Annotated in this window: 15 protein-coding genes; all 15 read left to right on the top strand. The window is 46.7% G+C overall.

The features are described 5' to 3' along the window. The first annotated feature begins 21 nt into the window (after nt 1–21). Nucleotides 22–1,254 (top strand): transcription termination factor NusA, encoded by a 1,233-nt coding sequence (gene nusA, locus PYS60_RS06495; RefSeq protein WP_315569679.1) that lies wholly within the window; start codon nt 22–24, stop codon nt 1,252–1,254. A 36-nt stretch (nt 1,255–1,290) separates the two neighbouring features. Beyond that, nucleotides 1,291–2,145: a ribosomal L7Ae/L30e/S12e/Gadd45 family protein gene (locus PYS60_RS06490; RefSeq protein ID WP_315569677.1), complete on the top strand. Its 855-nt coding sequence runs from the start codon at nt 1,291–1,293 to the stop codon at nt 2,143–2,145. Beyond that, a complete protein-coding gene (gene infB, locus PYS60_RS06485; RefSeq protein WP_315569675.1) occupies nt 2,145–5,408 on the top strand; it encodes a translation initiation factor IF-2 in 3,264 nt (1,087 codons plus the stop codon). Before PYS60_RS06490 ends, infB begins: the two co-directional genes overlap by 1 nt. Nucleotides 5,409–5,410: 2 nt before the next feature. Then, nucleotides 5,411–5,818 (top strand): 30S ribosome-binding factor RbfA, encoded by a 408-nt coding sequence (gene rbfA, locus PYS60_RS06480; RefSeq protein WP_315569673.1) that lies wholly within the window; start codon nt 5,411–5,413, stop codon nt 5,816–5,818. 80 nt (nt 5,819–5,898) lie between these two features. Continuing rightward, a complete protein-coding gene (locus PYS60_RS06475) occupies nt 5,899–7,005 on the top strand; it encodes a DHH family phosphoesterase (protein ID WP_315569671.1) in 1,107 nt (368 codons plus the stop codon). Beyond that, the gene (locus PYS60_RS06470) at nt 7,002–8,234 is read left to right on the top strand and encodes a pseudouridine synthase family protein (RefSeq protein WP_315569669.1); all 1,233 of its coding nucleotides are present in this window, start codon (nt 7,002–7,004) and stop codon (nt 8,232–8,234) included. The genes PYS60_RS06475 and PYS60_RS06470 overlap by 4 nt, the downstream gene beginning before the upstream one ends. Continuing rightward, on the top strand, nt 8,221–10,755 hold the full coding sequence (gene ribF, locus PYS60_RS06465; protein WP_315569668.1) for a riboflavin biosynthesis protein RibF: 2,535 nt from the start codon (nt 8,221–8,223) through the stop codon (nt 10,753–10,755). The genes PYS60_RS06470 and ribF overlap by 14 nt, the downstream gene beginning before the upstream one ends. Then, nucleotides 10,748–12,136 (top strand): EF-P 5-aminopentanol modification-associated protein YfmH, encoded by a 1,389-nt coding sequence (gene yfmH, locus PYS60_RS06460; RefSeq protein WP_315569666.1) that lies wholly within the window; start codon nt 10,748–10,750, stop codon nt 12,134–12,136. Before ribF ends, yfmH begins: the two co-directional genes overlap by 8 nt. 13 nt (nt 12,137–12,149) lie before the next feature. Then, nucleotides 12,150–13,043 (top strand): prolipoprotein diacylglyceryl transferase, encoded by an 894-nt coding sequence (gene lgt / locus PYS60_RS06455; protein WP_315568605.1) that lies wholly within the window; start codon nt 12,150–12,152, stop codon nt 13,041–13,043. Next, the gene (gene rsmH / locus PYS60_RS06450; RefSeq protein ID WP_315568603.1) at nt 13,040–13,996 is read left to right on the top strand and encodes a 16S rRNA (cytosine(1402)-N(4))-methyltransferase RsmH; all 957 of its coding nucleotides are present in this window, start codon (nt 13,040–13,042) and stop codon (nt 13,994–13,996) included. Before lgt ends, rsmH begins: the two co-directional genes overlap by 4 nt. A gap of 79 nt (nt 13,997–14,075) precedes the next feature. Further along, nucleotides 14,076–14,852, top strand: coding sequence for a hypothetical protein (locus PYS60_RS06445; RefSeq protein ID WP_315568602.1), 777 nt, complete (start codon nt 14,076–14,078; stop codon nt 14,850–14,852). Nucleotides 14,853–14,976: 124 nt separating this feature from the next. Next, nucleotides 14,977–17,880 carry a penicillin-binding transpeptidase domain-containing protein gene (locus PYS60_RS06440; protein ID WP_315568601.1) on the top strand — a complete coding sequence of 968 codons (2,904 nt, stop codon included), beginning with the start codon at nt 14,977–14,979 and terminating at the stop codon, nt 17,878–17,880. A 10-nt stretch (nt 17,881–17,890) separates the two neighbouring features. Beyond that, nucleotides 17,891–19,441, top strand: a complete 1,551-nt coding sequence (locus tag PYS60_RS06435; RefSeq protein ID WP_315568599.1) for a UDP-N-acetylmuramoyl-tripeptide--D-alanyl-D-alanine ligase — start codon at nt 17,891–17,893, stop codon at nt 19,439–19,441. 11 nt (nt 19,442–19,452) lie between these two features. Continuing rightward, nucleotides 19,453–20,487, top strand: coding sequence for a phospho-N-acetylmuramoyl-pentapeptide-transferase (mraY, locus tag PYS60_RS06430; RefSeq protein ID WP_315568597.1), 1,035 nt, complete (start codon nt 19,453–19,455; stop codon nt 20,485–20,487). Between the two features lie 19 nt (nt 20,488–20,506). After that, nucleotides 20,507–22,135, top strand: a complete 1,629-nt coding sequence (locus PYS60_RS06425; RefSeq protein WP_315568595.1) for an FtsW/RodA/SpoVE family cell cycle protein — start codon at nt 20,507–20,509, stop codon at nt 22,133–22,135. The last annotated feature ends 78 nt before the right edge of the window (nt 22,136–22,213 follow it).

Here is a 22,213-nt window from a genome sequence, read left to right as displayed (position 1 = left end):
CAGATGAGAGAGGAAGTTACAATGAATGCGGAATTAATTCAAGCCATGAGAGACTTGTGCAAGGAGCGGGGAATTGATGCTGAAGTGCTTTTCCAAGCGATAGAAGAAGCGTTGGTGTCCGCTTATCGGAGAGAATTTAATGCTAAAAATGCGGAGAATATCCGGGCGGAAGTTGATCGGGAGACAGGTGAGATGCACGTTTTCCTGATGAAAGAGGTGGTCGAAGAAGTTCTGGACCCCAATTCGGAAATCAGTTTGGAAGATGCAGCAAATATTGACAGCGCATTCGAGCTGGGCGATTTGTTGGAGTATGAGTTGTCACCGCAGGATTTCGGACGTTTGGCGGCTCAGACGGCTAAGAGCGTAATTAATCAGAAGTTAATTGAGGCGGAGAGTAATCGTATAAGTTCCGAGTTTAATAATAAAATCGGGGAGTTGGCAAGCGGTGTTGTGCAACGGAAAGATCGGCGGGAAGTAGTTGTCGATATCGGTCGGGCCGATGCTATTTTGCAGCCGCGGGAGCAGGTGCGCCAGGATGTCTACAATTTCGGGCAGCGGATGCGTTTCTATATTCTTAAGGTGGATACGAAACACGGTCGGCCGGTTGTTTTGGTTTCCCGCAGTCATCCTAATTTGATTCGCAAATTGTTTGAGGCGGAAGTGCCGGAAATTGAAGAAGGAATCGTCCAGGTCTACAGTGTCGCCAGAGAACCGGGTTTCCGCAGTAAAATTGCCGTTTACAGTACGGATAAGGACGTTGATGCCGTCGGTGCCTGCATCGGTAATCGGAGAATGCGTATTAATAATATTATGGAAGAGCTGCACGGCGAAAAAATTGATATTGTGCAGTACGATGAAGATCCGGAAACCTTTATTATTAATGCTTTGGCCCCGGCTAAGATTTTGCAAGTTTCTTTGTATGAAGAAGACGGCAATAATGTGGCTGAGGTGGTCGTACCGGATAATCAACTGCCGTTAGCTATCGGACGTTCCGGGCAAAATGCCCGTTTGGCGGCCAAGCTTACAGGTTGGCATATTGATATCAAGAGTGCTTCGCAAGCCGGTACTTACAGTGAAAAAGCTGAAGCTGATTTAGCCGAATCGATCGATGCTTTGACGGAGCGGGCTTTGGCCAAGATGGCGTCTGCGCAAGCGGAAGAACAGGCGGCTGAGACCATGTCCGATTCTGAAACTGATGCTGCTTCGAATGACGAAAAAGCTGAGAAAACTGAGCTTGAACAGGCTGAAGAATAATATTGATTAAGCCGCATTAAGCGGCGGAGGAAAAATTTGAAGCAAAATTCAGAGCAAAATACCCCGGCAATGCAGCCGGCGGAAACTGCAAACGACTTGCAGACCTTGATTACTACGGTGCAGGGCAAGTTGGGTCTGGCGCGTAAAGCCGGGCAATTATATGCGGGTTTTACTGCTGTCAGTAAGGCCGTCGCTACCGGTGAAACGAATTTCGTTCTGGTGGCTGCCGATTTAGCGCCTGAGAGTCGCCGCAAGTTGTTCAATCTGATAAAAAGTCAGATGCGCAATTCCTATCAGACACTTTATGTCTACGGCTTGTTCAGTGCGGAAACACTGTGTGCGAGTTTGGATGCAACCAGATCGATTATGGCGCTTGCCAAGGGAGGCTTGGGGTATTCTCTCCAAAAAGAACTTGCAGCCTATTGCACGGCAGCCGCTGTTGCGCCGATAGAGGTAGGTACGGGTTCCACATCTGATAAAATAGATTGTACGGCGGAGTATCTGCTGTTTCTTCCCGGGAAAACGGCTAAGCGCAAACGACGATATTTTGCGGCGGAAAACGGGGAAAGGGAGAAGCCGGCTGCCGGTAATTACAAACGGAAGCGGGAGTACCGTAAACCGCAAGAGTACCCGCAGCGCCGGGAACATAAAGCGGACACTTCCTACAGAAGCGACAGACACGAATGGTCGGATAAGTCCGATTACAAATCCGCCGACCGGAAAAAGTCGTATAAGTTCGAGCGCGGTAAATCGACGGGCAGATCTGACAACAAGCAAAAATGGGGAAAAAGCAAATTTACAGCTGCTAAAAGCGGCGGACAAAGTTATAAACGCAGAAAGCCGAATAACAGGCAGCAACGCTCAAAAATGTATGAGGAGGGCAAGGATTGATGCCGGAAGAAGGAAAAGAAGAAATGAATACAGCGACAACTGCAGAAACTGAGGAAAATCAGGCAACGGCGTCCGAAGCCAATGCTCCGATTATTACTATGAAGGGCCTTTCGGGCAAAAAAATAGCCAGTGTAGTTAAAGTTGTTAAAATCAAGAAAAAAAGCAAACCCGAGGAAGACGGCACAAATGAAGGAACGGCGGAAAAAGGTGTTTTGGCGGGTGCCAAATCTTTGTTGGCCGATACCAAAGAAGCTGTTAAAGCTGTTGTTAAACAGAGTGTCGGCAGTCTGAGCTTACATAAAGATAAAACAGCTGCAGCGGCATCGAAAAAAGTTGCCGTCGCTACCGCCAAAGAGGCGACAGCGGCAGAGCCGAGCCTAAGTGCGACATCTGCAGCGGCAATTACACCGGAGACGAGCAGCGAACAAACTGCAAATGACAGTGTAACTGCTGCTGAAAACGTTCAGGCAGCTGAACCTGTCAATGCAACTGCAGTCGCTACGCCGGCAGCTCAAGGTGCAGACGCAAATACCGTAACGGAAACTGCCGCAGCTGCAGAATCGGCGGAAATTGAAGCGACACCGCTTACGAAAACTGTTGAATCTACGGAAAATCAAGTTGCGTCGAAGGCCCTTGAAACGACAACAGCTGTCACCGATAGTACAAACGAAAAAACAGCTGCTGCTCAGGTAGAAGAAAAACTTGTTAAAGCAACGGATAAACTTGAGAAAAATAAAGCTCGTCGTAAAGAAAATCCGAAAGCAGTCAAACCGGTGCTGGATAACGTTAATGTCACATTACCGGCGAAACTCGGCAAAATCGCCGATATTAATCAGGCTGCAATTAATCGAGCCAGAGAGCAGAGAGAAAAAGAAAAAGAAAAGGAAAGACGCAATCAGGCTTCTAAAAAAGCAGTCGAAGCAACTAAAGCTTTGGAAAACATGCGGCGCAAGAAATTAGAAAAACAGGCACCGCAGGTAAAAGCACCGGAAATCACTTTGACCACCGATTTCGTCGTCCCCAAGCCTATCGGCAAAGTCAAATTACCGCCGAAATACCCTGCAGCTAAGAGTAAAGAAACTGCAGCCGGCAATGCTTCTGCAAACGGTAATTTCACACGCGGCGGTAAACCGGGCTTCAGAAGTGAACGTAACGGTTTTGCTGCCAACAAGTCGCATGGTGGGGCGGGAAATTCCTACGCTTTTGCCGATAAGGATCAGGATGAGGAGCGTAAGCCCGTTTCTCATTCCAGGAAGCCGAAAACTGCCAGCAGGGAAACTGAAATTGTCGAGTTGTTGGCGAAAGAGGCTCCCAGACGCAATTTCCAGAATAAAGATGTTTACAAGAAACGGCCGGAGCAGGAAGAAAAAACGAAGAAACCGATTAAGGGTAATATGCGCAATGAACGCCGGGCCCGCTTCGATAACTTTGATGAGGAAGAAACAAACGAGAGAAGACGCGGTAAGCGCAAGAGCCAAAACAACGTGCAGAATGAGCAGAATAAGGCGGCTGTCACGCATGTTTCTCTGCCGGAGCAGTTGACTGTCAAGGAGTTTGCCGAGGCGATTAAGAAGACGGCTTCCGAAGTTATTATGAAGTTGATGAATTACGGTGTTATGGTCAATATGAATCAGGAAATTGACTATGATACGGCTGCGACAATTGCCGATGAGTTCGGGATCACCTGTGATAAGTTGGTGGAAGTGACAGAAGAAGATATTCTTTTCGACGATTCCGACGATGTTGAGGGTAATTTGGAAGAGCGGCCGCCGGTAGTGGTTGTTATGGGTCACGTTGATCATGGTAAAACTACTTTACTGGATCATATTCGTAATGCCAATGTCGCTTCCGGTGAAGCCGGCGGTATTACACAGCATATCGGCGCTTACACAGTCAGCTTGAATAATCGCCGCATCACTTTCCTGGATACCCCGGGACATGAAGCTTTCACGACGATGCGGGCCAGAGGTGCGCAGGCGACGGATATTGCTATTTTGGTGGTTGCTGCCGATGACGGCGTCATGCCGCAAACAGTCGAGGCTATTAACCATGCTAAAGCGGCTAAAACCGAGATTATCGTGGCAATTAACAAAATGGATAAGCCGGGAGCCAATCCCGATCGGGTGAAACAGGAATTGGCCACTTATGATTTGCTGTGCGAAGAGTGGGGCGGTTCGACCGTTATGGTGCCCATTTCCGCCAAGACCGGTGAAAATGTCGACAAGTTGCTGGAGATGGTACTGCTGACGGCCGATATGATGGAATTGAAAGCCGATCCGCATCGTCAGGCCAAGGGTATTGTGCTGGAGGCTTCGTTGGATAAAAACAAGGGCGTTATCGCATCCTTATTGGTGCAGCGCGGTACTTTGAAAAAAGGCGATACGATTGTTACCGGCTCAATTGTCGGTAATGTCAGAGCGATGATCGATTCGCGCGGTAAACATATTGCGCAGGCCGGACCTTCGGTACCCGTGCAGATTATCGGTTTGCCTGAAATACCTGAAGCCGGTGAAACTTTCTACCAGGTTACCGATGAAAAAATGGCGAAACAGCTGGCCGATAAACGGCGTGATACGGCCAGAGAAGAACAAATTCGGCAAAATCCGAAAATCAGTCTGGACGCTTTGTATAATCGTTTGGAAGAGGGTAAACTGCAGGATTTGAATATTATTGTCAAGGGCGATGTTGTCGGTTCCGTGGAAGCGATGAATCAGAGCTTGCAGAAGTTGTCCAACGACCAGGTGAAGATTAATATTATTCACTCCCAGGCCGGCGGTATTACAGAATCGGATGTCCGTTTGGCGGAAGTTTCCGATGCTATTATTATCGGTTTCAATGTCCGTCCGAACAACAATGTTACGGATTTGGCGAAAGAGTTGGGTGTAGATATTCGTTTGTATCGGGTCATTTACAATGCGATCGAAGATATCGAGAAAGCTATGAAAGGTATGTTGGCTCCTACTTATGAAGAGAAAGTGCTCGGTCATGTAGAAGTCAGAGAGACTTTCAAAGTTTCTTCCGTCGGTACAATTGCCGGTGCTTATGTGACGGACGGCAAAGCGACAAGAAACGCCGGTGTGCGCCTCTTGCGTGACGATAAAATTATCTACGAAGGAAAACTCGGCAGCTTGAAGCGTTTCAAAGATGATGTGAAGGAAGTTAACGCCGGTTATGAGTGCGGCTTATCGATCGAGAATTACAACGATATTAAAGTCGGAGATACTTTGGAATTGTTTGAGATGGTAGAGGTCAAGGAGGAATAATCTTGGCAAATATAATTAGACAGAAAAGGGTCGGAGATGAGATTTGTCGTATTTTGGCAAAGATGTGCACGGACGGCACGTTGAGGAATTTACCGCTTTTGACTAATTGTGCGGCGGTTGAGATGAATCGTGATTTGACTTATGCTCGTTGCTATATGAGTATTCCCGGTTCCGAGGCTGTGAAAAAGGCGACTTTACAACGCCTGGAAAAGCTGAAGGGTTTTATGCGGCATGAAATTATGCAGCAGATTACTTTGCGCCAGGCGCCGGATTTACGCTTTTATTTGGATACGTCTTTGGAGTACGGTATGCAGATCGATGCCAAATTGGCTGAGATTAAGGCGCAGCAGGCTGATTCGCCGGTAACGTCTGCGACTGAACCGACTGAACCGACCGAAGAGGTCAAATAAATCAATTGATTAATTAAAGGGCAATTGTCGGAGGATAGTTGTCCTTTTTTGCAGAAGATTTATATTTACGGGAGAATCGTATGGAGTTGAAAGAACCGCAACTGCAGTGGCATTGGCGCCGCCAAACTTTGCTTTTGGCGGAACATTTATTGAAAATTAAGGCGGAGGCGGCTGCTAAGGGCGAGAAGGTGCATTTTTATATTTTGCCGCATCATCGGGCGGATGGTGATGCGATCGGGTCTGCTATGGCTTTGCAGCGGGCTTTGTGTCAGGAGGGCTTTGCCGCTCAGGCTGTTTTTGCTGAACCTTTGTCCGGACTTTATGATTATTTGGATTGCCGTGATTATGCTGTGTGCGCAACGGCGGAGGAAGCGGAGTGTTGGCGGGAGCGAATTATACGGGAAAAGGCTTATGTCTGTTTAGTTGACAATTCCGCCCCGTCTACGCGTTTAGGTGCACGGGAAATTTTGTTCAATGCCTGTTTACCGGCGAGAAGAATAATTATTGATCATCATATTTCGCAATTTACGGCATCAGCCGCTTACGATATTGCGCCGGATATTGTGGCTTGTTGCGTTCAGGTAAGTGAATTACTGCTGGCGTTGGAGGCGGCGGAGAATTGTCACTTGATTGACAAAAATACAGCTGAATGTCTGATGACCGGAATAGTCACCGACAGCGGGCAGTTAAGTTATGAAGCCATGAGTGCCCAAGTCTATTTAATCATGGCAATCTTAAAAAATCGCGGCGCCGATCAGGAACTGATTAATCGTCTGCATTATCATCTTTGCTCCAGGCGGCAACTGCAAATTGAAGCTTTGGCTTTTACGCAAACGAAGTATTTTTTCGCCAATCGCTGTCTGGTTGCTAAACTGAGTGCGGCACAAATTCAGGCCGTGCAGGCGACTGACCAGGATATAGACGGAATCAGCTCCAAGTTGCGGGAAGTGGAAGGTGTTGAAATTGCCGTTTTGTTACGGCAGACACCTAAAGGTAATGTTATCGGTTCGATTCGTACTTCTTTAACGGCGGATGCACAGAAAATTGCGCTGCAATTGGGCGGCGGCGGGCATAAAAGAGCCAGCGGTTTTACTATTTATAACAGTACGCCGGAAGCAGCTGAACCGCTTTTCCTGCAAGCTTGTCGGGAACAATTGGAGCGAACGGATGAGAGTGGAGAGCAATGACACGGAACAAACAGGGTGTGTATCTTGTCTACAAAAGTATCGGGCCTTCGTCTTTTGCCTGCGTTGCGCAGATGCAGCGCTTGTTACAGGCGGATAAGGCGGGACATTTAGGGACCTTGGACCCTTTTGCCGAGGGCTTGTTGCCGATTTTCCTGAACCGGGCGACAAGGATGATTCCTTATGTGGAAAACGGGACGAAAACTTATCGGGCCCTTGCAGCGTTGGGTTTGAGCAGCGAAAGCTTGGATGTTAACGGCCGTTTAAGTGCAGCTTCCGGGGTGAGTTTCGATAAGTTTTATGAACTTTTTCATGGCAGGGCGGAGAAAGTTGTGCAGGCTTTGCAGGACTTTGTCGGGGTTAATCGCCAGGAAATTCCGCTTTATTCGGCGAAAAAAGTTAAGGGCAAAAAGATGTATGAGTATGCTCGTCGGCAAATAGATTTAGAAAAACAATATAAGACGATTACGGTGGAGAAGGTTCAACTTAACGGCTGGCAAAGCTATATCAGTGCGGCGGAGTTAAGGGATTTACCGTATGCGGAGGCCGAAAGTTTATATAATCGGCGAAAGGCGTTGTTGCAGCAACAGCAAGCTTGGATGAGGGACGGCCTTTTTCCAGCGGCGCAGGCGAAACTGGCGGATAAATATTTGCCGGAATATTTGGCACCGGCAGAAATTGCCGCTTGGAGCAAGGTACCGTGCGATGTTTATCTTGATATCGAGTTTACAGTCAGTAAGGGGGCTTTTATTCGGGCACTTGTGCATGAATTGGGTCGCCGTCTGCAGACAGGTGCCTGTACGTTGCGCCTGTTAAGGACTCGCATCGGGGAAATGCAGCTGGAACAAGCCAATTCCGAGCTGAAGTGGCAGGAGTTGGCGGCAGCGGGCCAAGCGGAACCTTTAAGTTTGCGCCGCTTGTTAGCGGCTTATCCGATATTCAATTGTGACGCTGAAAGTTTGCGCGCCTTCGTTTGCGGCCGTTTATTGACATTTTATCCGAAAAATGCAGCTGAAAGGCCGGAATTTTCTACTGAATATTTGCAGAAAAAAATAACGAACGCCAATCTTTCTAGTATAATTAAACAAGGCGGTTTGCTTGTGGCGCTCAAAGATGACGAAGTTGTCGGGATGTTGCGTCTTGCAGTGCAGGATTCTGCGACTGCCGCTCAGGCTGAACCTGTGTATGTTCTCAAAGCTGAAAGGATGTTGCTTAGTCATGAAGATATATAAATTGCGCTATGAGACGGGGGCAATTAATTTGGTGGAGGAATGTGCCAAAATTACTCAAAGTTCCGAGGAACTGGTCAGTAAGATGCTGCGGCAGTATGAAGAAATATTCCAGGAAATCGAGCACGAAGGCGAAATCCGCTTAACCGCTTTGGGCGAAGTGAATGCTGACGGGCAGAAGGCTGCCTGTGATAAAGAAGATTTGATTCAAAGCAATTCCGCTGAGATTACCGCCTGTTTACCACGAAATTCCCGTCCGGATCTGCAGGAGGCTGTCGGTCGGGCAGTCAGTAACGTCGAAAATTTCTCTATGCCTGTGCCCGATGGTAAGGCAGCCGCTGCTAAGCGGGTTGTGACTATCGGCATGTTCGATTCCGTTCATCGGGGACATCAGGAAATTATCAATCGTCTGGTTTATACAGCTAATTTACATTCTATGATTGCTACCTGTTACAGCTTCGATAAATTGCCCAAGTTGAAACAGCAGGGCAAAGTGATGAGCGAACAGGACAAACGGCAGGAATTGGCGCGCTTGGGTGTGGAAGAATATATTGAACAGGAATTCAATCCGGATTTTGCCAACCTGAGTGCGGCGGAATTTGTTGAAAAAATCTTGGTTGCTCAATTGCATACTCAATATTTATTTGTCGGCGAGAATTTCCGCTTCGCGCAGGGCCAGTCGGCCGGTGTTGAGGAGCTTGCGGCGCTGTGCCGTCAACACGGTATTGTGCTGGAAACAGTTCCTTTGATGCGCTATAACGGCGAAGTTATTTCTACTACCTGGATTAGAAAATTATTGCAGGCGGGCGAAATTCAGCTGGCCAACATGTTGATGGGGCATAATTTCAAAGTTGCCGGGCATGTGAAAAACGGCCGCGGCCTGGCCCGCTATTTTAATTTCCCTACGGCGAATACTGCCTGGAATGAGGAACAAATTAAATTACCCCACGGTGTTTATGCTACCAGAGCGACAGTTAATAATGTCGCTTATAATGCCATATCCAATTTCGGCGTCAGACCGACAGTCAGCAATGCGACGGACGAACCGACGGTGGAAACTTCGTTGTTGGATGTCCGAATGAATTTGTATAATAAAGATATTACAATTGAATTTTTGAATTTCCAACGGGTGGAAAAATGTTATCCGTCTTTTTTGGTGTTGACGGCGGCAATTCAGGAAGATGTGCAGCAGACGCGCAATTATCACGACAGCTTGGAACAATTTTATCGCTACTATGACAGCAAGGATACACCGTTTTATCATTTGCCGAGCAAACGCTTTATTTCCGGCAATCTCAGCTTGCTGCTGGCCCTGCCTTTGACTGAACGTAATGCTACCTGCATGACTTTATTGGGCAACATTTTAACTTCCTGCAGTGCCGCTTATCCGACGCATCAGGAGTATCTGAAACGCCTGGATGAATTGTACGGCGTGGAAATCGGAGCTGATACTTGCGCTTTGGGTAATGTGGAAATTTTGCAGTTGGATTTACAATCTATTTTCCGAGCGCCCGACGGCACAAGTACTTTCAGAGAAGGCACGGATTTACTTTTTGACAGTATTTTTCATCCGTTAATGGATGAAGAAGAACCGCAGTTGTTGAATCGGCGGGTTTTCGAGCAGGAAAAGAAAAATCTTTTGTCGGATTTGGAGGCTAAAATTGATGACCGGGACAGTTATGCTTTGAAGAAAGCCTTGGAAGAATTATACGCCGGAACTGATTATGCCGCCGATCCGCACGGCGCAATAGCTTGTCTGCAGGCTTTGACTTTGGAGGAATTAAGCGCTTTTTGGCAGGATTTGTTGCAGCGGGCGCAGATAATGCTTTTTACCGGCGGTAATATCGGTCAGAAGACTTTGTACGGATTGAAAAAACATCTGGATGATTTCCCGTCTTCCACCGTCCGCTATCATATGACGGCCAACGTGCAGCCACGGCCTTTCCGCTTGCAGAAATTGTTGCAGCAGACGGAATATTGCAGTTTTGTCCGCAGCCGCTATTTGCTGTTCTTCGGCAATTTACCCCGCTATTCTTCCAATGACAGCCTGGTTTTACAGCTGTTGCTGAGTTTGCTGGTCGGCGATGTGCAGTCTTTGCTGTTTAAGAAAATCCGGGAAGAATTGGGTCTGGTTTACGGAATAAATTATGACTTGCTGAATTTTATGGATTGTCTGGTGCTTATTCTGGCCTTGAACGAAGATAAGGTGGAATTGGCGAAAGTCGAAACTATGAAGATTATTCAGATGTTGCAGGCCGGGGAATTGAGTGATGAATTATTCAACAATACGAAATTACTTTTGCGCAATGAAATACTTAACACGACAGACTCGTTATTCGGACTGATGTCGTATTATATGAATCAGCAGTTGCGCAATTTAATTACGGACAAAACGTTACTTTTGGACAGCTTACAGGCGATAACGAAAGAGCAGGTTATTCAGGTAGCGCGGGAAATGACCTATCGCGGTTTTTATCATTTGATTGAAAGTCGCAAGAACGAGGAGAAACAGGGTAATGAATAATGAGCGAAAAATGATTAAGCGTGAAAGAGTGGAAAATTTTACGCATACCAGTCAGCATGTTTATGAACATTATTCCGGTTTAACAATCAGTTTTGTACCGAAACCCGGATTTAATCGTAAATTTGTTTCCATTGCGCTGCCTGTCGGAGCAGATCATCTTAACTTCTATGCTAAAGCCGGTAAGCCTGTATGTGTGCCTGCCGGAACGGCGCATTTTATGGAACATTGCGTGTTCAAGCACGGCCATGATTTTAATTTTGACGATGTGATGGCCGGTTACGGTATCAATGCCAATGCTTATACGACCAATGACCATACACTTTATTTTTTCTCATGCGTCGACCACCTTTATGAAGGTTTGCAGCTCTTTCTGGAGTCCTTGCTGAGCCCTGATTTGACGGCGGAGAGAGTCGACAAAGAACGGCGAATTATTTTGTCGGAATTGGAAATGTATCAGGACGATGTTGCCGGTTTTGCCGCCGAAAAACTGCTTTGCTCTTTGTATGTCAATCATCCGGTGCGTAATGATATTGTGGGAACGCGCGAATCTCTGGCGGCGATTTTGCCGGAACATTTGCAAAAACTGCACAGCAGTTTTTATCGCCCGAGTAATATGAAGATTTCAATTGTCGGCGATGTGAACGAAGAAGAAGTTATTGCCAAAATTTTTGCGATTCTTGAGCCGCATATGCAGGATGAGAAGTTGCCTAAAGTTTTGACGACCAAAGTCAGTGAGCCTTCTGCCGCCGGCAAAACCGTCAGCAGCTCAAGTATGCAAATCGCCCGGCCGTATTTCTGTTTCGGCATTAAAGATCCGGATGTCAACTCCAAATTCAGTATGCAGGGACGAGAACTTGTAGGCTATGAAATCGGTTTGAGCCTGTTGTTTGATCTGCTGATCGGCGAGAGTTCCCGGGTTTATAATGAATTGTTCGCTGAAGGCTTGATTGATGAGAGCTTTTATCACGAGTTCAAAGTCGGCAGCGACTACGCCTATTGGATGTGTGCCAGCTATTCGGAAGATCCGCACAAAGCGGCAACGGCAATTTATCAGGCTCTGCAACAGGCAGTCAGAAATCGGGATTTGGGCGGAGCTGATTTTGCCCTGAAAGTGAAGGCGGAAACGGGAGCGTTTCTGTTGTCGTTGGACAGCATCAGTTCCAGCGGCTATAAGATGGCGGAGTTGCTGCTGCGCAATTTGGATCTGTTTGATGAGTTATCTATTTATAATCAACTGGACGTGCAGAGTTTGTGGGAAAAAGCGGAGTTTGTTCTGAACGAAAGTCTGCAATCTTTACACATAGTCAGTCCGTTGTCGACGGAGAAGTCGGAAAAGCCGGAAGAACCGGCAGAGGCTGCCGAGACGGTATACAAGTTGTAAGAAAGAGGAATATATGGATTATAATGTCAGTTTTCCGGGTTTAGGTATCCATGATTTACCTATAAGCCGTGAATTTGTGAATATTTTCGGGTTTTCCATTAAGTGGTATGGAGTAGTTGCCGCTTTGGCCTTGGCCCTGGCGATGACGCTTGCTTTTAATCGGAGTAAGAAATTTGCCTGGAAGCAGGAGGATCTGCTCGATTACTTCCTGTTTTTAATTCCCTGCAGTCTTGTAGGCGCCAGAATTTATTATGTGGCTTTCAGCTGGCGTGATTTCAGCTCCAATTTATGGGCAATTCCGGATATCAGAAGCGGCGGTATGGCGTTTTACGGCGGCGTGATCGGCGGCTGTATCAGCTTGTATTGTGTCAGTTTGTATAAAAAGCAGAATGTTTTGAAGCTGATGGGCTATATGGCTCCTTATTTAGCTCTCGGTCAGGGTGTGGGACGCTTTGCCAATTTCTTCAATCAGGAGGCATTCGGCTGCAATACGAATTTACCTTGGGGCATGATTTCTGAAGGTACAAGGTCGTATCTGGAGTATTTGAATTTGCCGAATCTTAACCCCGACCTTCCGGTACATCCGACTTTTTTCTATGAATTTTTAGGTAATTTGCTGATTTTCGCCGCTTTGCTTGTCGGACAGAATCTGCTGTTGAAGGCGCATCATAAATGGCTGGGCTTTGACGCCGGTTTAATAATTTCGGGTTATCTGATGCTTTACGGCGCTTTGCGTTTTGTAGTGGAAGGTTTGCGGACGGACGCGTTGTATATCGGCACGAGCAATTTGCGAGTTTCGCAGTTATTGTCCTTGATTATGCTGATAGCCGGGATAATTTACTGCTTTGTCTATGTTCTTTACGGTAAAAAGTATCTTCAAGTTAAAGTAGAGGAGAAAGCGGAGTGAACGAAGCTGAAGGCAGGCTGTTGCATGTCCCGGTCCTTTTACAGGAGGTGCTGCAGAATTTACCGACGCCGTTAAATACGGTAATTGATTTGACTTTAGGCTTAGGTGGCCACAGTTCGGCTATTTTGGCTGCAATGCCGCAAGGCTCCCGCTTAATCGGCATGGATAAAGATCAAAGTGCCCTGGATTATGCAGGTAAGTTGCTTTATCCGCAAGCTGAGGCGGCCGGGGTCGAATTGACGCTGGTAAAAAATGATTTTGCCGCTTTGGGGCAGTGGGCTTCGACGCAGCCTTCGTTACAGGCGCAGTTTATTTTGGCCGATATCGGTGTTTCTTCGCCGCAAATAGATTTACCGGAGCGCGGCTTTTCGTATCGTTTGGCCGGACCTTTGGATATGCGGATGGATCAAAGTCGCGGTCAAAGTGCCGCTGAAGTTCTGGCTACGCTGACTTACGAACAATTGGCCGATATTATTCATCTTTACGGAGAAGAGCGTTACAGTCGCAGAATAGCCGCTAAAATTGTCGCTTATCGTGAAAAACGGGCAATTACGGATACTTTAACTTTGGCGGATATAGTTCGTTCGGCTGTACCGAAAGCGGCTTTGAAAGAAAAACAGGATCCGGCCAGGAGAACTTTTCAGGCTTTGCGCATTTATGTTAACGATGAATTGACGGCTTTGCAGGAGATGTTGCAGGCTGCCGTTAATTTATTGGCGCCCGGAGGTCGTTTGGCGGTTATCAGTTTTCATTCTTTGGAAGATCGGATTGTGAAACGGCAGTTCCATGCTTTTGCTCATCCGTGCACCTGTTTGCCGGATTTGCCCTGCTGTTGCGGTCGCCAACCTGCAGGTAGAGTTTTGACCCCCAAACCGCTTACAGCTTCTGCCGCTGAATGCGAGGCTAATTTCCGGGCCCATTCGGCGAAATTGAGAATATTTGAAAAAATGTAATTAGCTTGTATTACTTTTTTTGCCAAAAGAGACTAAGATAAAATGAATATGAGTGTGAAGGTAAGAGAACGAGCAGATAATGTTAGGTAGCAATGAGCGGCAAAAAATACAGGCCGACAGCGATAAAAAAATTAAACGCGGTATTAATCGTTTGTTGTTTCAACGTTTTAAGAGCAAGCGTAATCGGGTAGTACGTGCTACTTTGATTATTATTGCTATTGTGATGGCGAGCTTTGTCTTTGTTCTGTTGCGTGAAACGAATTTGGTACGGCAGCGCTATGCCAACGCCGAGTTGACGAAAAAGATTAAGGATTTGAAGCTGGCGAATGAGAGCCGCAAAGAGCAATTGGCCAAGTTGTTCGATGCCAAAACTTTAACGGAAAAGGCGAATGAAATCGGTTTGGAAAAGCCGGGACAGGAGCAGATAATTTATGTGCCCGTGCCGCAAATAAACCAACTGGCGATAAATTTACAGGCGGCTAATGCCGAGAACTGGCAAAAGAAAAATTCGGCGGTCGACTATAAGCTGATATATAAAAATTTGGCGGACTATTATGAACAGTTGCACCGAGGAAAGGCAGGGGGAGCGCAGACGCAGAATTCTGCCGGGACAAGTGACATTAACTATGCCGACGAGAGTGCTGACGGTGTTTTGTTACGGCAACCGAATCAGGTCGATGCGGAGTATTTGCGTAAAGTGAAAGAGAATGCAGCCAAAGCAACGTCCGGAACCCCGGCTACGCCTGCGGCCGAAACAGAAAAGCCGGCGCCGACAACGGACGTAACGGCAAGCGAGCCTGCAGCAAGCTCGGCTCCTGGAGAAACAGGCAGTACTGAAACGACGGCTGCTAAGTAAAGTGCAGTGCTTCGGCGAAGCTTATCTTAAAGTCCGGGCGATAATCCGGGCGACCAATGCAGCCGCGAACGAGCCGGGCGGAAGCGAATAATAAACAAAGTAGGAAACAAGGAGAAGCGCATTGATGAAATTGCCTTTTTCAAATTCAAAAAAATCCGAAAAGGGACAGGAAGAGCCGCAGGTATACGCACCTGCCGGTTATAATACGGATTTGCATTGGCGCATGCCGGCGTCCGCCGCCCGAAATTTGTCCAAGCAGGCAGCATCAAAGACGGCAACTGAAATCAAACGGCACAGTCGGACTTTGTGGAACTGGAAAGCACATAAAGGCGCGATAAAAAAATTTACCGAAGCCAATACCGCCAATCAGAATGCCTATGCTACTTATCGCAGCGAAACGGACAAAAGTCGCAAAAACAGCATCACTTATGTTTTGGTAATTTTTGCCCTGGTCGCTGTATTGTCTTTGGCCAGTATTGTCAAAATGTTCGATTTAACGGTTATTAAGCACAAAGAATATGTCGGCAAGGCGGCGAATCAACGCTTACAACGCAGTGTTTCTTATCCCGAGCGGGGCAATATTTATGATCGTAACGGCACTTTGCTGGCATTAACTACTTATGTCTACAATATCGGTATTTCCCCTTCCGCTTTGCGCTCCTATTTAATCGACCGGGCGCCCAAACGCAGCGAAATTGCCGAGCAGGTTGGTAAAATACTGGAAATAGACAACAGCAAAATGCAGGAAATAATCAAGCAGACGGACAAGCCGTATATTCAATTAAAACGTAATGTAGCGGCGGAAGTAAAAAATAAATTGCAGGAGTATTTGACGCAGGAGAACATTTACGGCATTGTTGTCGACCCGGTTATGACCCGCTATTATCCGCAGAATGAATATTTATCGCAGGTTATCGGCTTTACCTCCAAGCAGGACGATATGATTGAAGGTGTGACGGGCATTGAACGTCAATATAATGCCGAATTGTCCGGGCAAAAGGGTGTCAGTTACAAAGAAGTGGACAATTTTAACCGCCAACCGTTGAATAACTCGCTTAATCTGGATATCAATCCGCAAAAAAGCGATGATGTTTATTTGACAATTAACAAAAATATTCAGGAAGAGGCTCAGCGGCAGATAGATGCGCTGACAAATATAACCGAACCGCGTCTTGGCGCTTTTGCCCTGATTGCCAAACCTGATACGGGTGAAATATTGGCGATGGCCCAAAGTCAGACTTTTAATTTGAACAAACCTTACGAGAAACCTCGTCTTAATGATTTACGCATCAAATATTTGATTAAGGATATTGAGGACCGGAAAAAGCGGGAAGAAAAGGCGCGGAAAAAACGGGAATATGATGAGACCTGGGCGAAAATTCGCGGCGAAACTTTGCCGACAACGGCAGAAACTACGTTGGATCCGACAGAAATCAAAAAAAGAGCGGATATAGAGCGAAGTATTACCGGGGAATTCGATCCTTTCAAGAACGAACAGGATATGGCGTATTTGACCGGCGAAGTCTGGTCTAATTTCTGCGTGCAGAAATCGTACGAACCGGGCTCCATTTTTAAGCCTTTTACGTTGGCAATCGCCCTGCAGCGCAATGCTGTGGATCTGGAAAAAGATTATTTCTCGGATTCCCCTTTGTGGGTTGAGGGTTGGACGGCTTATCCGATTAAATGTTGGTCGGAAAATATGTTCGGCGTCAATCACGGGACGGAACTGATTTCTCAGGCTCTGTGGTATTCCTGCAACCCGCCTTTTTCCAGACTGGCGGAGAGAATCGGGCTGGATCCGTTCTTTGAATATGTGGTTAAGTTGGGCTTCTATGATAAAACCGGTGTCGATTTGCCCGGAGAAGGTGTGGGCGTACAACATGCCTTAAATTCGTTGGACATGGCGGATTTGGCAACTTTAGCTTTCGGCGAACAGGCGACGGCGACTCCGATGCAGATTATGAACGCCTACATTGCGCTGGCCAACGGCGGTAATATGATGGAACCGCATATTGTCAGCAAAATTACCGATACCAACGGTAATATTAAGAGAGAAATTCGTCCCAAGAACGTCCGCCGTGTTTTCTCGCCGGAAATCAGCCGTAAAGTTGTGGAGCTGATGCGCGGTACGACCCATGACGGCTATCCGGGTCAGTATATTTATTCTACCGGTTTGGATTTAGCCGGCAAAACCGGTACTTCGACTGTCGATGTCGACGGTGACGGCAAAGATGATCTGTCCTGTTTTTCTACCGTGGTTATCGGCTCGGCTTCTAATCCGGAATACATTATTTTAATAGCGACTTTGCAGCCTTTGGACAATAACTCCTACGGTACCTGGGCAGTGCAGACTGCGGCCAGAAGATTGGCATTAATTACGCACAATGAGTTGCATAAAAAAGCAGAATTTACCGATTACGATTATAGTAATGCCTGGCGTAAACATATTGTTTTGAATTATAAAGGCTTAACACTGCAACATGCTTATATGGATGCTACGGAAGTTCGCGGCCTGGAGCTGGTGTGGCCGATTGGGACCGACCCTCTGGATGAGCCGATTACCGAACAGTGGCCGGCGCCTGACGCGAGAATGATAGATGACGGCAAGGTCTTCGTCGGTACGGCCAAGCATCCGCTTTCGTCCTTAAATATTCAGGGTAATACGGATGTGCCGGACTTTACCGGTTTGAATATCGTCCAAGCCAAAGCTTTGGCGAAGGCTGCCCATATCAATATTTGTATTGACGGCGTTGACCCTAAGGGTGTGGTTATTTCCCAGGATATAAGTCGCTATAATGAAGCGGGCGTTGTCAATCAAATTCGTAAATGGGCCGTAGTTCGTTTGCGCTTTACAGCAAAACCTTATGACCCGGAGGTAGATGATGTTGTTTCGAATTTCAAGCAGGCACAAGTCAGACCGACTCAAAATAAGTCCGACGCTTCGCCGCCTGCAGGTACGGCAACAGGGAAAAAAACAGGTAAAACAGCCGGACAACAGCCGCCGGTAAAAGGCACAAAGAAGCACTGAAAGGTAAAATATGGAGACATTGACCATTGCAAAATTACTCGAAATATGGCCTGATTCCCAATTAATTTGCGGACAGGCGACACAAACTTTTGCCAATATTAAGACAGATAGCCGGACAGATTTACATAATCAGGTATTTATTGCTTTGAAAGGGGAACGCTTCGACGGGCATGATTATCTGCTGCCGGCAATCAAGCGGGGCGCGGTGGCGGTAGTCATCGATCAAAGTTCCAAGTTGGATGAAAAGCTGCAGCAGACAGCTGATAATCAGCATTGTTCAGTTGTTAAAGTTCCTAATACTTGGGCCGCCTTTTATAAATTTGCAGCATTTTGCCGCAGTGAATTTCATCGACCGGTAATAGCCGTGACCGGTTCTGTCGGTAAAACTTCTTCCCGCTGTATGATCAGCCGCAGCCTCAAAGGGCAGGGAAATATTGTCGAGACGGAGTACAACCTTAATAATGAAGTCGGCATCAGCCAAACGTTGGAACGACTCCACGAACAGGAAGCTGCTTATGCGATTGTTGAAATGGGAATTGACAGCATCGGCGAAATGGCGCGCGAAACAGCTTTGGTACAACCGGATGTGGCGATAATTACTGGTATCGGCTTTTCGCATATCGACCATTTCCAGAATCGCCAAATACTATTACGTGAAAAAACCAGTATCCTTAACGGTCTGCGTCCCGACGGCAGCCTATTATTGCCTTTTAACGACGACTTACTTATCAAGTATGCTGAATTTCATAAGTTGGCCGCTCATCTGCATCTTTATTTGTACGGCTTGGAAAGCGATTTTGTACCGGCCAAGGCAGCTGAATTTCCGGCCGATGTTACTTGGGTTATCGGCGGTCAGAGAACTTTAGCGGAAAATGCCGCCGGACAGCTGCAGCAGACTTTTAAAGTCAATATTGTTCATTTCCAAGGTGATAAGCAGGAAATAAGTCAAACGACAAGCGTTACTTTGGCTACACCGGCGCAACATCACGCCCAAAACGCCTGTTTGGCTATTGCCTGCAACGTCGCTTTGCATCTGCCGATTGAACCGGCAGCCCGTAATTTGGCCGAATACAAAGGGGCCAACGGCAGAGAACGAATTTTGAAAATTGCCAATACGGTTTTATTAGATGATTCTTATAATGCTGCCAGCAGCTCTTTCAAAGCGGTGCTTGATACGGCGGAACTGCTGTGCCGTCAATACAGATTGCCCAAGATGGTAGCTGTCTGCGGTTCAATTAATGAACTGGGAGCATATAGCGAAAGTGAACACTGCAAAGTCGGAACTTATCTGGCGGAGCATAACCTGGAACGAATTTATTTTGTCGGTCATGGAGCCTACTATATGCAGGCGGCGTATCTCACAGCTTGTGAAGATAAAGGTCGCAAAGCGGCGCGCTGCAAGACGTATCGGCAAAGGGAAGACTTGGATGAAGATTTGCTGCGGGAATTACAGCGGGACGAACTGATATTTTTCAAAGGTTCGCACAGTTTTGCTTTGGGCGAAAGTGTGGAAAAAGTTTGGGATGAGCTGAATTATCGGGTCCAAAACGGGAAATATTAAGGAGAATTGTTATGTTTATTTTGCAAGGTCAGGGAATATTGATTCTGATAGCTTTTGCTGCCGCCTTATTAATCGGTTGCATTATTTTACCTTATTTGCGCTCGTGGCATTTAGGTCAGCATGAACGATTGGAAGGCCCCAACTCGCATCTGGTCAAGGAGGGGACACCGACATTCGGCGGTTTTATCTTTTTAATTCCCTTCGTTTTCATTTCGCTTCTACACTGGTGGCACAACAATATCGCAGGCGGCGTAACTTACGAATTTGCAGCGGCTCTGCTCTGTATCGTGTTGACGGCAATCTTGGGATTCTACGACGATTATGTGAAAGTGCGCAAAGATAAGGAGGGCTTGACCCCGAAACGCAAAAGTCAATATTTGTTGGTGATTTATCTGCTTTATGCGCTGTATTTTGTTTTTGTCCAGCAAAATCCGCAAAGTTTCTTCGTTTTACCTTTTTACGGGACGGTAACGTTCAGCGCCTGGCCGTTAAAAATTCTCTTTGTTTTATTTGTTGTTTTCTATTTGTATTGTTGTTCCAATGCCGTCAATATTACCGACGGCGTAGATGGCCTTTGCTCTTCGGTAACTATAGTGGTACTGGCAGCTCTGACATATATGCTGCACTTGCAAATAGGGAAAGCTTCGAATCTCAGGGATTTTATTCAGCTGGATAATTTCGCTTTTTCAGCCGTTACTTTAATTGCCTGTCTGCTCGCTTTTCTGGTTTTCAATTTTCATCCGGCACGGGTGTTTATGGGCGACTTGGGCAGTTTAGCCTTGGGAACGGTCGTATCTCTGTATCTTTTGCAATTCGGGTGGATGCTCGCTTTCCTGTTCCTGGGCGTAATTTATTGGGTAGAAATTTTATCCGACCTTATTCAATTTATTTATTTCCGCAAAACCGGCGGTAAGCGAATCTTCAAAATGGCGCCGATTCACCATCACTTTGAATTAAGTAATTGGTCGGAAGTTAAGATTGTTGCAGTTTTTTCCGCAGTTACGGCAGTAGGCTGTTTCCTGGGGATTTGGCTTTTCAGCCTTTGAATCGGCATGCAGGTAAATTATGAAAAAAGTGAATAATAACGAGTTGGAATTTAAAGACGGTTTGGATGACGTTTATGTTGCCGGCGGTAAAAAGCAGCTTCCTAAGCGTGAGAGTGCTTCAGCCCGCCGCCCCGGTGAGGCTTTGAAGTTCGATTTTGCCGAATCTTCGAGGAAAAAAGCCGCTACAACTTCCAAACCGACAACAGATTCACCGGCCGCTATGAGCGCTGCACCGGCCGACGGTAAAACGACTAATCCCGTCGGTGCGCGCAAAAGCTGGAAATTACCGGGAGCGAAGCCGATTGACTATGCCACCGTTGACGGTACCCAACTTTTATTACAGCAAAAACATATGCATCTGGGAATCCTGTTGATGATTATTGCCATGCTTTGTTTCGGGATGGTGATGATTTTCAGCGCCAGCATGAATGTCGGCATGTACAGTCAGAACAATCCTTTCTTTTATATCAAACGGCAATATATGGCGACCATGTTGGGTTTAGTTGTAATGTTTGTCGTGGCGAATATTGATATTCGGGCATTTAATCGCGCCATTTGGGTGAAATTGTATTATATCGGCACCTTGGGCCTGCTGTTTCTCGTTTTAATCCCGGGCATCGGGACGTACTATAACGGCCAAAGAAGATGGCTGAAAATACCGTTTATGTCCAACACGACGTTCCAACCGTCGGAAATAGCTAAAGTAGGAGTACCCTTTGTTTTAGCTTTTTATTTTTCCCGCTTACAAAAAATTCGCGAGCAGGGCGGGTTGACGCTTAACGGATCATGGAAGCAGCGTTGGTTCGACGGCCTGGTCGATGTCGTAATTCCTGTCGCCATTGTCCTTTCCTGGTGTGCCTTAATCTCTATGCAGTCACATATGTCGGCAGTTTTTATTATGTTGCTTTTGACTTTTGTACTCTTACTGGCCATGCGCTTACCTTGGCGTTCCTGGCTGTTCGGCGGGACGGAGTTGACCTGCGCTTTGCTGGCCTTTTTATTAATGGTCCTGTTGGCTCGGCCGTTTTTGCCGGCTAATTTTACTCGTCGCTGGGACCATTTAACCAAGCGCTTGGAAATTTTCCGTGTGCAAAACAAGGAGGCGGATGAGGAGGCGAAAGTTTCCGTTAAAAGTGATGTTGATACTTATCACAGCACGCAAGCTTTTATCGCCATTGCCGGCGGCGGCCTGACCGGTGTAGGTTTAGGTCAGGGCAAACAGAAACTTAATTATTTACCGGAGGGACATAACGACTATATTTTTTCCAATATTGTGGAAGAACTGGGATTTATCGGCGGCGTTTTCGTTTTGGGCATGTTTGTCGTCTTTTTCTTAATCGGCTGCTCGATTGTCACCAGAACCGTCGGTATATTCCCACGCTTGATAAGTCTAGGCTATATTTTCCTTTTAACGATTCAGGGCATACTGAGTATCGCTGTTAATGTCGGAGTTATCCCGCCCACAGGTATTTCTCTGCCGTTTTTCAGCTTCGGCGGTACTTCAAATGTATTCTTCCTTTTTGCTGCCGGCTGTATATTATCTATTTCAAAATTCGCCGTTCGCCCTTCACTTGCCAAACGACAGGAAATTATGCAGGTGGAGGCGGAAATCAAGCAGAAATATCGAGATAAGGGCGTTCGTGTTTAGCAGCGGTTTCAGCAATAGTTAAGCCGGTGCAGGACAGCAATCAGGAGCAGAATAAGTGACGCAATGAAAGAGGGAAAG

It is taken from the genome of Amygdalobacter indicium, from assembly GCF_029101545.1.
Taxonomy (GTDB): domain Bacteria; phylum Bacillota; class Clostridia; order Saccharofermentanales; family Fastidiosipilaceae; genus Amygdalobacter; species Amygdalobacter indicium.
This window is presented reverse-complemented; position numbering and strand designations above follow the sequence as displayed.